Origin of the sequence: Caulobacter vibrioides (assembly GCF_002310375.3) — a bacterium.
GTDB classification, from domain to species: Bacteria; Pseudomonadota; Alphaproteobacteria; order Caulobacterales; family Caulobacteraceae; genus Caulobacter; species Caulobacter vibrioides_D.
This window is the reverse complement of the sequence record NZ_CP023315.3, coordinates 938,417-952,995: the sequence shown is the minus strand read 5'-3', so window position 1 is coordinate 952,995 and position 14,579 is coordinate 938,417. Positions and strand designations below refer to the sequence as shown.

Below are 14,579 nucleotides of genomic sequence, written 5' to 3'. Positions count from 1 at the left end.
CTTTTCGAAGAAAAACGCGCGAACCTAGCCCCTCCGCACCTTGACTTCCGATATTTTCTTGCTCGGATAACGCCGTTTGTCACAACTCTGTTTTATTTTGAGCGGAGTTCGGAGCAACGTTCTTGCTCAAAAGACCACCGCTTGAGCAGGGCGATGGGGCCATCGCCCATTGCCTAGGCGCCGCGCGCTGGCGAAGATGTCGGCGCGGCATCATCGCGCCGCGCGTTCTTAAAGACCTGGCCCTCATGAGCGACTTTCGACGCGTCACCGAATCCCTGTCCGTCAGCCCACAGATCACCCCGGCCGACATGGCGCGGGCCGCCGCTGAGGGGTTCGTGCTGGTGATCAACAACCGACCCGACGGCGAGGATCCCAGTCAGCCGTCCAGCGCGAGCGTCGAGGCGGCGGCCCGCGCCGCCGGAATGGACTATCTGTATGCGCCCGTGCGGGGCGGACCGACGCCGGATCAGGTGGAAGCGGTCAGGGCGGCGATCGAGGCGGCCGGCGGCCCCGTGCTCGCCTTCTGCCGCTCGGGCACGCGTTCTATCGTGACCTGGTCGATCGGCCAGGCGCTGGCGGGCGCGGACCGCGAGACCCTGGTCGCCCAGGGCTACGCGGCGGGCTACGATCTTTCGGGCGTGCTGCCCGTCTAACCTCTAGAAAGCGGCGGACTCGCGCGCCGCCATCGGCGTCGGTTCGGCCTGGCAACTGGCGAGGACGAACTGTGCCAGAATGATACACAGGATGGCGAAGGCTGCTCGCTGGAGCCGTTTTGACACAAAAATCGCCGCGTCCGCCGCCATGGCCCGTTCTCCCTCGGTTACTGGAGAACCCCAGCGCAAGACCGGCGCCGTCCCAGAGCGTGACGCCGAAAGTGGGAACCGGTTTCGGCGCGAGTCACGCTCTAAGTGTTTGATTTAGAGCTATTTTTATCCGATCTGATTGGTTCAATCAGATCGGAAAGGGCTCTAGCCAGGAGCGATCCGATGATCCCCTTCGTCCGCGAGCTTGAGGTCGAGTACGGCCGCTGCGATCAGGTCAGTCCGCTGATCCGACGGGTGATCGCGCGCAACCCGGGTCCGTTCACCTTCACCGGAACCGGCGTCTATATCGTCGGCCAGGGCGAGGTGGCGGTGATCGATCCTGGCCCCGACCTGCCCGAGCACTTCGAGGCGCTGAAGACGGCGCTGGCCGGCGAGCGGGTCACGCACGTGCTGGTCACCCACCACCACCTGGACCACAGTCCCCTCGCCCACCCGCTGGCCCAGGCGTTCGGCGCCACGGTCTATGGCCTGCCCGCGCCGAGCGATCATGGCGAGGCCGCCGCGCCGAGTCTGGAGGAAGGCGCCGACGCGCGGTTTCGTCCCGATGTCGTGCTGGCCGATGGCCAGGTGCTGACCGGACCCGGCTGGACGCTGGAGACGGTGGCGACGCCCGGCCACACCTCCAACCACCTGTGCTTCGCCCTGCGCGAAGAGAACGCCCTCTTCTGCGGCGACCACATCATGGGCTGGTCGACCACGGTGATCACCCCGCCCGACGGCGACATGGGCGACTATTTCGCCAGCCTGGCCAAGGTACGGGCGCGGGGCTTCGACACCCTGTGGCCGACGCACGGCGCGCCGGTGCGTGAGGTTACGCCCTTCATCGACGCCTATGTCGCCCACCGTCGGGCGCGGGAGGCGCAGATCCTGGAGGCCCTGGGCGCGGGCCCGACCACCATCAAGGCGATGGTGCCCAGCCTCTACGCCGCCGTCGATCCGCGCCTGCATCCGGCGGCGGCCCACTCGGTGCTGGCCCACGTGATCCAGCTGGTCCGCGAGGGCCGCGTGGTCACCGCCGGCGAGGCGAGCCTCGACGCCGAGTACCGCCTCGCCTGAACCGGGGCTCAGCCCCCCTTGATCGCGCTTGCCAGGGCGCCGATGCGGTCGCAGTTGCGGCCAAGGTCGGGACCCGCGTCGCGGCCGATCGAGCGCATGTCCAGCCGCGAGCCGGCGGCGTCCGGGCGCACGCGCACCACCACGTCGTCCGTCAGGCCGTACCAGAAGCTCTTGGCCGTCGCCTCCAGCCGGCCATCCATCGGATCGTCGGTGATCAGGGTCATGCCGGACGCCAGGACGGCGGCCTTGGCCGCCTCGTAGGCGTCAGCGGGCGAGCGGCTGCTGACCAGCGGACGGGCGGCCGGGCAGGTCTCGGCGTTGATCTCGGCGATGCGGCGACCGGCGAAGGCGGCCGAACCGACCGGCAGGCTGGGGTCGTCGTCCACGAACGCCGCCGCGCCGCCGCGGGCGGCCAGGGCCGCGTCGGAGAACGCCAGCGGCGTCTTCCAGTCGGTGGCCACGTCGTGGATCGGCGGCGCCTGACCAAACAGCGCCTTGGCGCCGAACATCACGCCAAAGGTCGCCCCCGTGATCAGCAGCGCCAGCAGCGCCGCCTTCCACAACCGACCAAAGCCGGCGAACAGAGCGATGACCAGGCCAATGAGGCCCGTGGCGACGCCGACCTGAGCCGCGCGCGGGGCCCAGTCCAGGGTCATCAGGTTGTAGCCGAACGGCAGGTCGATGAGGCCCAGCTTGACGCCCAGGGCGCCGCCGCCGGCCAGGATCGCCGGGGTCAGGGCCACCAGGACCGCAAAGTCCAGATAGGCCGACGCCAAGCCAGGCTTGGCCTTCTTGTCGCCGCCCGCCTTGGCGGCCTTGGCCTTGCCCCGACGCCCAGGCGTGATCGGCACAGCGAACGGCGTGGCCTCGGCGGCGACCGGCTTGGCCTTCGGGGGCTCAGTCGGAGGCGCTTTGGCCTCTTCAGGTTCGTGCAGGCGCAGCGGCGCCTCGACCTCGGGCTTGGGCTCCGGCGCCTTGACCTCGGCGACGGCCGCCGGCGCCTCGGGGCTCGGCCCCGCAGCGGCGATGGCGGTCGCTTCGGCGATGATCGCGTCGACGGCCGAGACCGGCTTGGCCTCAGGCGCGGGCGCCTCGGGGGCCTTGGCCTCGACCTCAGGCTCGACCGCGATCAGCTTGGCTTCGGGCGGCGTCTGAGGCGAGGGAGCCTCAGACGCCGCCAGGGGCTCCCCCGCCGGCTGGGTCTCCTCCTGATGGTCAGCCTCAGGCGAATGCAGCACCGTTTCGGCCTCGACCTCTTCGACGGGCTCGGGCGCGTAGATCTTGACCGGCTGGCTTCCGTCAGCCGCCGCCAGGGTCGGCTTAGGCGCGGATGGGCTGGGCTGCATCGGCGTCTCCGGCAGCTTGTAGCCGTCGTCGGCCAGGCGCTTGCGGATCAGCTTCTTGTCGATCTTGCCGGTCGCGCCCAGCGGGATGTCGTCGACGATCAGCACGTCGTCAGGCATCCACCACTTGGCGATCTTGCCCTGCAGATAGTCGATGAACTCCTGCGGCGCGGCGGTCTCGCCCTCCTTGAGCTTGACCAGCAGCACCGGGCGCTCGTCCCACTTGGGATGGGGCTGACCGACCACCGCCGCCAGGGCCACCTTGGGATGGCCCACGGCGATGTTCTCGATTTCGATGGTCGAGATCCACTCGCCGCCCGACTTGACCACGTCCTTGGCGCGGTCGGTGATCTGCATGAAGCCATGCTCGTCGATCGTGGCGACGTCGCCGGTGTCGAAGAAGCCTTCGTCGTCGAGGATCTTGCCGCCGGCGCCCCGGAAGTACTCGGCCGCGATGATCGGACCGCGGATCTTCAGGTGGCCGAACGCCTTGCCGTCGTGCGGCAGGGGCTTGTCCTCGTCGTCCTTCAGGCAGATCTCGACGCCCAGCGGCGGACGGCCCTGCTTCAGGCGCCAGTGCATCTGCTGGTCATAGGGCAGCTTGGACAGCTCGTCGGTCAGCACCGACAGGGTGCCCACCGGCGAGGTCTCGGTCATGCCCCAGGCGTGGACCACCTCGACGTCGTACTTGTCGTGGAAGGCCCGGATGATGCTCTCGGGGCAGGCCGCGCCGCCGATCACCACCTTCTTCAGGGTGGGCAGCGTGGCGCCGGTGGCTTCCAGATGCTGCAGCAGCATCTGCCAGACCGTCGGCACGGCGGCCGAGAAGGTGACCTGCTCGCTGTCCAGCAACTCATAGATCGAGGCGCCGTCCATCTTGGCGCCCGGCATGACAATCTTGGCGCCCGCGCCCGGGGCCGAGAACGCCACGCCCCACGCATTGGCGTGGAACATCGGCACGACCGGCAGGATCACGTCCTTCTGCGACAGGCCCATCACGTCGGGCTGCAGGGTGATCAGGGTGTGCAGGAAGTTGGAGCGGTGGGAGTACATCACCCCCTTGGGATCACCGGTCGTGCCCGAGGTGTAGCAGAGGCCCGCGGCCGTGCCCTCGTCGAAGCCGCCCCAGGCGCAATCGGCATGGTGCTGTTCGACCAGCTCCTCGTAGCAGAGCAGGCCTTTGAAATGCGGCGCATCGCCCGCCGGGGCGAAGTCGGCCGGCATGTGCCCGCGATCGGTGAACACCACCACATGCTCCACGTGCGGCAGGCGCGGCAGGATCGCGGCGATGATCGGCAGGAAGGTCAGGTCGGTGAAGATGGCGCGGTCGCCGGCGTGATCGGCGATCCAGGCGATCTGCTCGGGGAACAGACGCGGGTTCAGCGTGTGGCACACAGCGCCGATGCCCATGATGCCGTACCAGGCCTCCATGTGGCGGCCGGTGTTCCAGGCCAGGGTGCCGACCCGATCGCCGGGCTTGATCCCCATGCCCAGCAGGGCGTTGGAGACCCGCTTGGCCCGCTCGCGGATCGCGCCATAGGTCGTGCGAACGATCGGTCCCTCGACCGAGCGGCTGACGACCTCGCGGCCGCCGTGCCACATCGCGGCGTGATCGATGATCTTGTCGAGGGTCAGCGCCCCGTGCTGCATCAGCCCCTGCATCGGCCTTCAGCTCTCCCATCTGCTTATCGTTGTTAAGACAAAGCTATCGGTGTGCGGCGCAACACGCAACGCGCCGCGCTCGCCGCGCGAGCAGGAATGTGCGCCGGCGCCGAGCGACCGACGCGGCGCGATCATCGGTCGCAGGCGCTATTCAGGGACTTTTGGTTGCTGACGGCGGATATTTCGCCGTGCGGTGAAGTGCTTCGCGCGCGCCGATTCAAACCTGTGAGGCGACTTGGGCTGGTTGGCCAAGGCATGGTCCGATGAGCGACTGGACGAGGTCGCGGCCGACACCTATCGGCTGACGGTGTCGCGCCTGATCTCGGCCGCCGTGGTCGCCGTGATCATGGTCTTCGCCCTGGGCCCGGCGATCGCGGCCGCCTGGCTGCTCAGCCTCTACTTGGGCGAGGGCCTGGCGTTGCTGGTCACCCGCCGGTTCAAGGCGGGACGCACCGGAACCCCGCAGGAGCGGGCCTGGTTCGCCTGGTCGTCGATCCCGATCAACATCAGCTGGTCGACCCTGGCGATCCTGCTGTGGCTGCACAGCGAGGACCTGATGAAGATCGCCGCGGTGGCGATCTGGTGCGGCCAGGTCATCTACACGCAGAACTTCCGCCACCAGTCCGCGCCGCTGCTGGTGCTGAACGGCCTGGCGCCGATGGCCAGCCTGCTGATCTTCCCGTTCTTCTTCATGCCCGACACGGGGGCGGCCGCGCAGACCGCGCGCTGGGGCCTGGTGCTGCTGGTGGGAACCACGCTCAACGTGATGATCCAGAACCGCGCGGCGGCCCGGCGGATGGACGAGCTGACCCGTAGCCTGCGGGAGGAGAGCGAGAAGGCCCTGGAGGCGGCCCGCGCCAAGTCGACATTCATCGCCGTGACCAGCCACGAGCTGCGCACCCCGATGAACGGCCTGCTGGGCATGGCCCACGCCCTGCGACGCTCGACCCTGGATCCTGTTCAGCGCGAGCAGGTCGAGCTGATGATCAAGTCCGGCGACGGCCTGATGCAGTTGCTCAACGACGTCCTGGACCTGTCGCGCGTCGAGGCGGGCCGGGTCGAGCTGGCGCCGATCGACATGAGCTTGCAGGACCTCGTCGGCGAGGTGGTCGATGCGTGGCGCGATGCGGCGGTGTTCAAGAACCTGACCCTGACCGTCGACTACGCGCCAGATCTCCCGCCAGGCGTCCATGCCGACCCGCTGCGGATCCGTCAGGTGGTGACCAACCTGGTCTCCAACGCCATCAAGTTCACGGTCGACGGCGGCGTGCGGCTGGAGGTCTCGACCACGCCTGGGGGCCAAGGGGCTCAAGGCGTCTCGATCACCGTCTCCGACAGCGGCCCCGGCGTGCCGGCGGACGCGGCCGAGCGGGTGTTCGACAGCTTCACCCAGGCCGACCAGACCATCTCGCGCGAGCACGGCGGGGCGGGCCTTGGCCTGTCGATCGCGCGATCGCTGGCGCGGCAGATGGGCGGCGATCTGGTCCTGGTCCCGTCAGAGCGCGGGGCGTGCTTCAACTTCACCTTCGTGGCCCCCGCCTGCGCAGCGCCGGTCTCCCCCGCCCAGGACGTCGAGCCGCGCGCGGAAGACCTGGGACAGATCCAGGTGCTGATGGCCGAGGACAATGCGATCAACCAGCTGGTCGTGCGCACGATGCTGGAGCCGCTGGGCGTGGCCCTGACCGTGGTCGACAACGGCCAGGAAGCGCTCAAGGCCATGGGCGAGCGCCGGTTCGACTGCGTGCTGATGGACATCAACATGCCGGTGATGGACGGCATCTCGGCCCTGGAGGCCATTCGCGACGGCCGCACGGGAAATCCGGCCATGCCGGTGATCGCCCTGACCGCCTCGGCGATGTCCGGCGACCGCGAACGCTTCCTGGGCCTGGGCTTCGACGACCACCTGGGCAAGCCGGTCAAGCCGGTCGACCTGATCACGGCGATCGTCAATGCGGTGGGACCCCCGCCCGGCGAGGGGCGGCGGGCGGCCTGACGGGCGCTGGGCGCTTGCGAACGATAGAACAAGCCGACCTCCCCGGCGAACGCCGGGGCCCAGATTCATCCGGAGCGGCTGGGGGTGACGCGATCTCGCGCCGCGCTGACCGGATGGACGTCCGTGGGTTCGATCTGGATCCCGGCGTTCGCCGGGAAGGTCGGGTTTCTGGAGGAGTGGTGGAGATTGGGAGCGACCCTAGTCGGCCTTCACTTGCCCCCTCCGCGCTGCGCGCTCCTCCCCCAGAGGGGGAAGAAGGACATGCGCGGACCTTCTGCCCCCTCTGGGGGCGGACGACCATGCGGAGCATGGTCCGGTGGGGGCCTCTGCGGCCTGGCCGATATCCACCTACTCCAGACCGTTCGGACGACGACTGAGCCCCAGCCCCCTACCCCATCGCCTCGGCCAGCGCCCGCGCTTCGTCCTCGAAGGCGCTGACGGTGTCGACCTTGCGCCAGGTGATGTCGCCTGTGTCGCGGCTCAGCTGGGTTTCCAGCACCGCGACGTCGGCGTCTGAGGCGTCGTTGACGCGGGCGGCGACGCGGGCGCGCAGGACCTCGGGCGGGGCTTCCAGCCAGACGCCCAGGAACGCGACGTCGCAGGTCTTGGCCAGGGCTTCGGCGCGGGCGCGCTCTTCGGGCTTGAGGAACACCGCGTCCAGCACCACCGAGCGCCCGGCCTTCAGGCAGAGCTCGGCGTCCTGGAACAGTTGGTCATAGACCCTGGCGCCCATCTCGGGCGTATAGGCCTCGCGCGGCAGTCGCTGCAGAGAGGGCACGCCCCACAGGCGCTTGCGGATCTCGTCGGTGCGCAGCACCACCGCGCCGGGCGCCGAGCCCAGGCCCGGGGCGCAGACGCGCGAGAAGGTCGACTTGCCCGAGCCTGACAGACCGCCGGCCGCCACCAGGCTGACGGGCCTCGGAGCCAGGTGCTCGAGGGCGGTCTGCAGATAGGCCCGCGCGGCCTCGTCATCGCCGGTATAGGCCCAGACGTGGGTGCGCACGGCGGCGCGGACCGACAGCATCAGCGGCAGCGCCGCCAGACCCGTCCACAGCCCCTCGCCGAAGGTTCGGGCGGCCTCGTCCAGATAGGCGTTCAGCACCCGGCCGGCCGCATCACGACGACGGCGGAAGTCCAGATCCATCAAGAGGAAGGCCAGGTCGTACTGGATGTCGATGTCCGACAGGGTGTCGTTGAACTCGATGCAGTCGAACAGGATCGGCTGACCGTTCTCGATCAGGATGTTCCCCAGATGCAGGTCGCCGTGGCAGTGGCGGGCGAAGCCCTCGCCGGCGCGCGCATCGAGCAAGGGCCCCAGGCGCTCCAGCGCCAGATCGGTCTCGTGCACCAGGCGCTCGACGGCCTGCTTGCCCAGGCGCGGCGCCAGGCCCCGCAGCAGGTTGGCGTTGGAGCGGATCGTATAGCCCAGGGCCGAGACCCCGCCGCCCTGGGGGCGCAGCGAGGCGCCGGCGTGAAAGCGTGCGACGGTGCGGCCCAGCGAGTCCTCGAGCGCGTCGTCGATCGCCCAGGGTTGAGAGGCCAGAACGCCGTTCTGGTCGAACCGGCGCATCTCCAGCAGGTATTCGACGATCTCGCCCTCGCCGTCGATCTCGATGCCGCCGTCGGCCGCGCGCGTCAGGCGGCGCACCTCACGATAGATGTCCGGCGCGGCGGCGCGGTTGAAGGTCAGTTCACGCTCCAGCGCCCAGCGCCGCAGCTCCAGCGTCGAGTAGTCCAGAAAGCCGAAGTCGACCGGGCGTTTCACCTTGAAAGCCGACTCGCCGATCAGGAACACGCGCGCGCACGAGGTCTCGATCGTGTTCTCGGCCCGCTCGCCAAACCAGGCGGCCACTTCCTGTTCGCGCTCGGCTTCCGCGTCCTTGATCACGCCGACATTCCCATCTTTCCGCGCGCCAAGACCGGCGCCGGGGCTCCATAGCTCAAACCGGCGCGCAAGTCCCCTCGCGCATGGCTTGATGAATCCAGAAATACTCGGTTAGATTGATAGAAAGAGGCGGGCGCGAGTTGTGGCATGCTGATGGGCGCGGGTCTGAAACGGGGGCGACATAAGCGCGAGGATATCCTCGGCTCGGCCAGGGCGATGTTCCTGCGCGAGGGCTATGCGGACGCAGGCATGGAGGTGATGGCGCGAACGGCCGGCATCTCGACCGCCACCCTCTACGCCTATTTCCCCAGCAAGGCCGATCTGTTCCGGACGATCGTCATGGAGACGGTCGGCGGCGTCGCCGCGCCGGTGCGCGAGGCTGTTCGCGTCAAGGGCGACGCCCGCACGCGGCTCACCACCCTGGCCGTGGCCTACGCCACTTTCTTCTCGCGTCCCGACACGCGCGCCATGTTCAGGATGGTGACGACCGAGCGTCGTCGCTTCCCAGATATCGCCGAGTACTTTCTGCAAACCGCCCGCGACGAGCTGGGCGGCGCGGCCATCGCGGTGATCAACGACCTCGTGAAGGCGGGCGAACTGAAGGTCGACAAACCCTCGTGGGCCGCGGGCCAGCTGATGGGCATGCTGGATCACGTGACGCTGGTGCTGGGCCTTTCGGCGGGCGACGACGCCCAGTCGCGCCGGTCGGTCCGACAGATCGCCCATGACGCGGTGGAGACCTTCCTGGCGCGCTACGGCGCGCGCTGACGGCGTGTCGCCTACGGGAACAGCCGCTTCGTGGTCCAGCCGCCCTCAGCGCGGTCGAAGACCAGCCGCTCGTGCAGGCGGAACGGCCGGTCGCGCCAGAACTCGATCGTCACCGGCGTGATCCGATAGCCTGACCAGTGCGGCGGGCGCGGCACTTTTCCAAGACCGAACTTCAGGCCCATCTCGGCGACGCGCTTCTCCAGGGCCAGCCGATCGGGCAACGCCCGCGACTGGTCGCTGGCCCAGGCCCCGATCTGGCTGTGCCGGGCGCGGCTGGCGAAATAGGCGTCGGCCTCGGCCTCGGTGACCGGCTCAACGGTCCCGCGAATCCGGACCTGACGGCGCAGCGACTTCCAGTGGAAGAGCAGCGCGGCCTTGGGATGGGCGTTCAGCGCCTGACCCTTGGCGCTTTGGGTGTTCGTATAGAAGACGAAGCCCCGTGCATCGAAGTCCTTCAGCAGCACCATGCGCGAGTCGGGCATGCCGTCGGCGTCGACCGTCGAGACGGTCATGGCGTTGGGATCGTTCGGCTCCTTCTTGCCGGCCTCTTCCAGCCATTCGGCGAACAGGGCGAACGGATCCTCTTCGCTCAGCAGCGGCGGGGGCGTGGCCTCCCGCACCTGGCGGACATAGTCGTCCTCGCTGGGCGAGGCGGGGATCAGGGTCGGGTCGGCGCTCATGGGGTGGGTATAGTCCTCCAGCGCGACCGCGACCACCGTTCAGCCCCCCAACCGTGAAAGTCTTAACTTAACCGGGCGTTGACCATCGAGACTCCAGGGTCGGCGGATGACCGCCCGGCAATCCGCTTTGACGCTTTCGGCCGCCCGCGCCCTGCTTGGCGTGGCCGCCGACGCTGACGAGCGCGAGCTGCGCAAGGCCTATCGCGAGGCCGCCAAGCGCGCGCACCCGGACCGTCCGACCGGCGACGCGGCTCTGTTCCGCGACGTGCTGGCCGCCTATCGCCTGCTGCAGGACACCCCGGTCGTCCGCCATCACTTCCCGCCGGCCGTCACCCAACCGGCCTCGATCGCCGACCGGGTCTTTCTCGAGATCGACATCGCCACGGCCCTGTCGGGCGGCGCCGAGGACCTGGCCATCGACGGCCGGCGCCTGCGGCTCAAGCTGCCCGCCGGCCTGCGCGAGGGCGACAAGGTGCGGGTCGAGGGCGTCTGTTTCGAAGTCCGCCTGCGCGCTCAAGACGGCGCCCTGGTGCGGGGCGATGACCTGTGGCTGACCGGCAAGGTGGATCCGCGCGTGCTCGCCGAGGGCGGCCGGGTCGACGCCGACACGCCGCTGGGCCCCCGCCCGGCCTGGATCTCGACCAAGGCCGCCGCGCGCGGCCTCGTCCGCCTGCCCGGCCAGGGCCTGCCCGCCCGCGCCCACCACAAGGCCGGCGATCTCTTCCTGCGCCTGGAAGCCGCCGAAAGCCGCGGCGAAAGCCCGGCCCGCTCGCTGCTGAAGCGCTTCGCCGCCGCCTGGGCGGCCTAGGGCCTAAGCGCCCCCCTGCGCTGAGGGTGTCCTTAACCACCGACCTCCCCGGCGAATGCCGGGGCCCAGATTCATCCGGAGCGGCTGGGGATGATGCGACGTTGTTCCGAGCTTAGCGGATAGGCGTCTGTGGGTTCGATCTGGATCCCGGCATTCGCCGGGAAGGTCGGGGTTCGTGGGGCGCGGCGATCGACACCGGCCCGCTCGCTGCTGAACGCCACCTGGAGGGCCTAAGCGCCCCCTCCGTCTCGTCGCGTATCCGCGCCGATCCACCTCCCCCGCTTTGCGGGTGAGGAAGAGCGGCTCCGCTCCTGCCCCGCTTGCGGGGGAGGTGACGCGCGGCGCAGCCGCGTGACGGAGGGGGCGCTCAAGATAATTCCATCGCGCGCGATCTTTTTCACGTCACCACCCTTGAATTCATATCGCACACGATTAAATCGTTCGTACGATTTCAAGCCAAGGAGCTTCCCGATGACCACCCTCTACACCACCCGCGCCACCGTCGTTGGCGGCCGTGAAGGCCACGCCCGCACCGAGGACGGCCTGCTGGACGTCCAGCTGTCGATGCCCAAGTCGCTGGGCGGCAAGGAGACGGGCACCAACCCCGAGCAGCTGTTCGCCGCCGGCTACGCCGCCTGTTTCCAGAGCGCCATGGGCCACGTCGCCCGCACCCAGAAGATCGCTCTGGCCGGCTCGACCGTGACCGGTCAGGTCAGCCTCGCCACCGCCGAGGTCGGCTTCCGCCTGGAAGTGGCGCTTGAGGTCGAGACCCAAGGCCTGTCGCAAGCCGACGCCGAGGCCCTGGTGGCCAGCGCCCACGCGGTCTGCCCCTATTCGAACGCCACGCGCGGCAACATCGACGTGGCCATCAGCGTCAAGGCCGCCTAACAGTTCGCCCATGACCCAGAAGTCCGCGTCATCCGATCAGCCCGTCGAGATTCTGCGTCTCGACAACCAGCTGTGCTTCGCCCTTTACGGCGCGGCCAACCGGATGACGCGGCTCTATCGCCCGATGCTCGACGCCCTGGGCCTGACCTATCCGCAGTATCTGGCCATGCTGGTGCTGTGGGAGGCCAGCCCCCGGACGGTCGGGGCCCTGGGCGAGGCGCTGGACCTTGATTCCAGCACCCTCACCCCCCTGCTCAAGCGGCTGGAGGCCGGCGGTCTCGTCTCGCGCGACCGCGACCCCGAAGATGAGCGTCGGGTGATCGTCTCGCTGACCGACCAGGGCCGCGCCCTGCGCGATCAGGCGGTGTCTATCCCCGAGAAGCTGTTCTGCGCGCTGGACATGCCGCTGGACCTGGTGGGCGCCCTGCGCGAGCGCTTGAAGACGGTGGCGCGCTGAACCGCGTTGTCGGGATCAAAACCAACGCCTAAACGGGACTCGTTCAGGGGAATCCCATGCCGCGTCACAAGCCGATCCGCGCCGCCATCTATGGCGCCTGCCACGCCAATGCGCTGCTCAGGCTGCTGCAGGGCATTCCGGGCCTGAAGGGCAAGATCCAGTTCACGCCGATCCCGGCGACCATGAACATTACGGCTGAGGAGATGGACGCCTTCATCGCGTCCGTGCCCGACCTGGACCTGGTGCTCTACCAGCCGATCTCGGCCAACTATCGCGGCCCGCAGTTCGCGTCTGCGCGCATCGTCGAGGCGGCGGCGAAGGCCCAGACGACCCTGATCAGCTTCGCCTACTACCATTTCGAGGTCTACACGCCGTTCATCACCTCGGCCCTGCCCGGCCTGCCCGAGCCGCCCACCGAGTACATGGACTATCTGCTGGGCGCCCTGATCGCCCGGGGCTTCGACGACGCCAAGATCGTCGACCGCCTGCAGCACCTGGAGGGCCTCGCCCCCTATGTCGAGGGCATGGTCGGGGCGGCGTTCTACGAGTTCGGCGTGCGCGAGGAGCGCGTGCTGGACGGCGACCGGCCACTGGACGTGAAGATCTCCGATCGGGTGAAGGCGCTCTACCAGTCCAAGCGGCTTGGCCACACGCCCAACCACCCCTCGACCCTGCCGATGCGCTGGATCGCCGACGACATCCTCAAACGAATCGAGCCGATGACCGGCAAGATCCTGAGCGCGCGATGGTCGCTGACGCCCGATCCGCTGAACGAGATCCAGTTCTTCGCCCCGCCATTCGTCCGCAAGGCGTTCGGCATGACCTTCGAGGACAAGCCGGTCACCCTGACCAAGACGCACGGGCGCCAGACCCTGGCCGCCTACGTGCGGGGCCAGCGCCCGTTCTACGAGGCGATCCCGCGCGACCAGTTCCTGCAGGCGGTCGAGACCATGGCCCAGCCCACGGCCAGACCCTGGTACACGCCGCTTCTGACGACGGACTAAAGCGCGACTCGCCCTCCCCGGCCTTGGCCGAGGGGGTCGATGTTCAGGGCTGGGGCTGAGCGGCTTGCTTGGCCGCTTGTTGCCGCGCGCGGTGGGCGGCGTGGTCGGCGTCGCTGGTCTGGCGCAGGGCCCGCAGGTCCTCGCTGATCCGGAAGATGGCGACATAGAACTCGCAGAAGGCGCGCCACAGCAGCACCAGCGCGCCCGCGACCAGCAGGCCCGCGATCAGCACGGGGAAGGCCAGCAGCAGCGAGCCGACGCCCGGCTCCTTCAGCGCCAGACCCACGGCGGCGCCCACGACCGAGAAGCCGAACAGGGCGACGACGCCCAGGCCCGCCCAATAGATGAAGTGAATCACCGGCCCGGTGACCAGGCGATCAAACGTCAGGAGATCCCAAAGCAGTGAGCTGGACCCACGCTTGGTCTTATTGGCCGGAGGCATACGTAACCCCAAGACGGCGAAAAGCGCCTCTTTGACGCCATCGCTAGCAGCGACCGGCCCGCTCGGCAATGCCGCGCGGGCCTGGCGTTGTCGAGGCGAGCCCTAGCCAGGCACGCCTTTCGCCTCGATCAGCGCCAGGATGTAGGCCTCCATCAGTCGGACCAGTTCGTCCTCCAGGCGCTGCGGGTCGAGCGACAGCTCGCTCTCGGCCGTCGCCGCGCGCAACAGGCCGATGACCGCGTGCGTCAGCACGAAACCCGCTTCCGGGGTCATGTCGAAATCGAAGCGCGCCTTGCCGGCGATGGCGTCGAAGAACAGCCGATGATGGCGCATCACCGCCGCGTCGCCCGCCTCGCCGGCGAAGGCGTCCAGCAGCGCCCGGCGCGTCGCCGGCGTCCCCTCGAAGGCGGTGGCCAGGGTCCGCACGATCATCCGCACCGCGCTGATCCGGGGACCGTCGATGACGATCGCTGCGATGCGGTCGCGCGCGGCGGCGGCCTGCCGCTGGGCCAGCGCCGCCAGGATCGCCTGCTTGCCCTTGAAGTACTGGTAGAGCGTGCCGACGCTCACCCCCGCCCGCTCGGCGATATGGTTGGTGGTCAGGGCCCGGACGCCGCCCTGCTCCAAAAGTTGAAAGGCCGCCTCGAGAATCGCCTCGACCGTCGCCTCGGACCGCGGCTGGCGCGGCGTTCGCCTCGTCTTTTCAGTCACTTGCCGGATCGCTCCCGCGCTGCCCGCCCCTGCGGGCAAGGCGAGTAGGCCGCTGGGC

General features: G+C 69.0%; 13 protein-coding genes and 2 pseudogenes. 8 read left to right on the top strand and 7 right to left on the bottom strand.

Annotated elements, in window-relative coordinates; genetic code table 11:
- Window positions 1-245 precede the first annotated feature (245 nt).
- Window positions 246-653, top strand: coding sequence for a TIGR01244 family sulfur transferase (locus CA606_RS04495; RefSeq protein ID WP_096052206.1), 408 nt, complete (start codon window positions 246-248; stop codon window positions 651-653).
- Between the two features lie 3 nt (window positions 654-656).
- Here the strand turns inward: CA606_RS04495 and CA606_RS04490 are convergent, their stop codons facing one another.
- Window positions 657-803, bottom strand: coding sequence for a hypothetical protein (locus CA606_RS04490; protein ID WP_181242785.1), 147 nt, complete (start codon window positions 801-803; stop codon window positions 657-659).
- A gap of 183 nt (window positions 804-986) precedes the next feature.
- Between CA606_RS04490 and CA606_RS04485 the strand changes: the two genes are divergently transcribed.
- Window positions 987-1,880 (top strand): MBL fold metallo-hydrolase, encoded by an 894-nt coding sequence (locus CA606_RS04485; protein ID WP_096052207.1) that lies wholly within the window; start codon window positions 987-989, stop codon window positions 1,878-1,880.
- Between the two features lie 8 nt (window positions 1,881-1,888).
- Here the strand turns inward: CA606_RS04485 and CA606_RS04480 are convergent, their stop codons facing one another.
- Window positions 1,889-4,885, bottom strand: coding sequence for a long-chain-fatty-acid--CoA ligase (locus CA606_RS04480; protein ID WP_096052208.1), 2,997 nt, complete (start codon window positions 4,883-4,885; stop codon window positions 1,889-1,891).
- A 235-nt stretch (window positions 4,886-5,120) separates the two neighbouring features.
- On the opposite strand from CA606_RS04480, the gene CA606_RS04475 reads away from it, so the two are divergent.
- The gene (locus CA606_RS04475) at window positions 5,121-6,878 is read left to right on the top strand and encodes an ATP-binding protein (RefSeq protein ID WP_096052209.1); all 1,758 of its coding nucleotides are present in this window, start codon (window positions 5,121-5,123) and stop codon (window positions 6,876-6,878) included.
- A gap of 388 nt (window positions 6,879-7,266) precedes the next feature.
- Here the strand turns inward: CA606_RS04475 and CA606_RS04470 are convergent, their stop codons facing one another.
- Window positions 7,267-8,766 carry an AAA family ATPase gene (locus CA606_RS04470; RefSeq protein ID WP_096052210.1) on the bottom strand — a complete coding sequence of 500 codons (1,500 nt, stop codon included), beginning with the start codon at window positions 8,764-8,766 and terminating at the stop codon, window positions 7,267-7,269.
- 144 nt (window positions 8,767-8,910) lie between these two features.
- Between CA606_RS04470 and CA606_RS04465 the strand changes: the two genes are divergently transcribed.
- Complete coding sequence (locus CA606_RS04465; protein WP_096052211.1) at window positions 8,911-9,531, top strand: TetR/AcrR family transcriptional regulator; 621 nt, start codon at window positions 8,911-8,913, stop codon at window positions 9,529-9,531.
- Window positions 9,532-9,542: 11 nt separating this feature from the next.
- On the opposite strand, the gene pdxH is transcribed toward CA606_RS04465, so the two are convergent.
- Window positions 9,543-10,211, bottom strand: a complete 669-nt coding sequence (pdxH, locus tag CA606_RS04460) for a pyridoxamine 5'-phosphate oxidase (RefSeq protein ID WP_096053871.1) — start codon at window positions 10,209-10,211, stop codon at window positions 9,543-9,545.
- Window positions 10,212-10,317: 106 nt separating this feature from the next.
- On the opposite strand from pdxH, the gene CA606_RS04455 reads away from it, so the two are divergent.
- Window positions 10,318-11,019 (top strand): DnaJ domain-containing protein, encoded by a 702-nt coding sequence (locus tag CA606_RS04455; RefSeq protein WP_096052212.1) that lies wholly within the window; start codon window positions 10,318-10,320, stop codon window positions 11,017-11,019.
- Window positions 11,020-11,056: 37 nt separating this feature from the next.
- Here CA606_RS04455 and CA606_RS19900 read toward each other — a convergent pair.
- Window positions 11,057-11,173 (bottom strand): annotated as a pseudogene (locus CA606_RS19900) (hypothetical protein); the annotation flags it as partial.
- Between the two features lie 317 nt (window positions 11,174-11,490).
- On the opposite strand from CA606_RS19900, the gene CA606_RS04450 reads away from it, so the two are divergent.
- Genes CA606_RS04450 through CA606_RS04440 form a run of 3 tightly spaced genes read left to right on the top strand, consistent with a single transcriptional unit; the run spans window position 11,491 to window position 13,368 of the window.
- Window positions 11,491-11,907, top strand: coding sequence for an organic hydroperoxide resistance protein (locus CA606_RS04450; protein WP_096052213.1), 417 nt, complete (start codon window positions 11,491-11,493; stop codon window positions 11,905-11,907).
- Window positions 11,908-11,917: 10 nt separating this feature from the next.
- A complete protein-coding gene (locus CA606_RS04445; RefSeq protein ID WP_096052214.1) occupies window positions 11,918-12,364 on the top strand; it encodes a MarR family winged helix-turn-helix transcriptional regulator in 447 nt (148 codons plus the stop codon).
- A 56-nt stretch (window positions 12,365-12,420) separates the two neighbouring features.
- The gene (locus tag CA606_RS04440) at window positions 12,421-13,368 is read left to right on the top strand and encodes a WcbI family polysaccharide biosynthesis putative acetyltransferase (protein WP_096052215.1); all 948 of its coding nucleotides are present in this window, start codon (window positions 12,421-12,423) and stop codon (window positions 13,366-13,368) included.
- Window positions 13,369-13,411: 43 nt separating this feature from the next.
- Here the strand turns inward: CA606_RS04440 and CA606_RS04435 are convergent, their stop codons facing one another.
- Window positions 13,412-13,822 (bottom strand): DUF4282 domain-containing protein, encoded by a 411-nt coding sequence (locus CA606_RS04435; RefSeq protein ID WP_181242784.1) that lies wholly within the window; start codon window positions 13,820-13,822, stop codon window positions 13,412-13,414.
- Window positions 13,823-13,853: 31 nt separating this feature from the next.
- Window positions 13,854-14,521, bottom strand: a pseudogene (locus tag CA606_RS04430) (TetR/AcrR family transcriptional regulator).
- Window positions 14,522-14,579 lie beyond the last annotated feature (58 nt).

Excerpts from the sequence above, each read along its gene's own strand:
- CA606_RS04490 (WP_181242785.1), bottom strand. The coding sequence starts at position 803 with ATGGCGGCGGACGCGGCGATTTTTGTGTCAAAACGGCTCCAGCGAGCA.
- CA606_RS04485 (WP_096052207.1), top strand. The coding sequence starts at position 987 with ATGATCCCCTTCGTCCGCGAGCTTGAGGTCGAGTACGGCCGCTGCGAT.
- CA606_RS04465 (WP_096052211.1), top strand. The coding sequence starts at position 8,911 with ATGCTGATGGGCGCGGGTCTGAAACGGGGGCGACATAAGCGCGAGGAT.
- CA606_RS04480 (WP_096052208.1), bottom strand. The coding sequence starts at position 4,885 with ATGCAGGGGCTGATGCAGCACGGGGCGCTGACCCTCGACAAGATCATC.
- CA606_RS04440 (WP_096052215.1), top strand. The coding sequence starts at position 12,421 with ATGCCGCGTCACAAGCCGATCCGCGCCGCCATCTATGGCGCCTGCCAC.
- pdxH (WP_096053871.1), bottom strand. The coding sequence starts at position 10,211 with ATGAGCGCCGACCCGACCCTGATCCCCGCCTCGCCCAGCGAGGACGAC.
- CA606_RS04455 (WP_096052212.1), top strand. The coding sequence starts at position 10,318 with ATGACCGCCCGGCAATCCGCTTTGACGCTTTCGGCCGCCCGCGCCCTG.
- CA606_RS04445 (WP_096052214.1), top strand. The coding sequence starts at position 11,918 with ATGACCCAGAAGTCCGCGTCATCCGATCAGCCCGTCGAGATTCTGCGT.
- CA606_RS04450 (WP_096052213.1), top strand. The coding sequence starts at position 11,491 with ATGACCACCCTCTACACCACCCGCGCCACCGTCGTTGGCGGCCGTGAA.
- CA606_RS04495 (WP_096052206.1), top strand. The coding sequence starts at position 246 with ATGAGCGACTTTCGACGCGTCACCGAATCCCTGTCCGTCAGCCCACAG.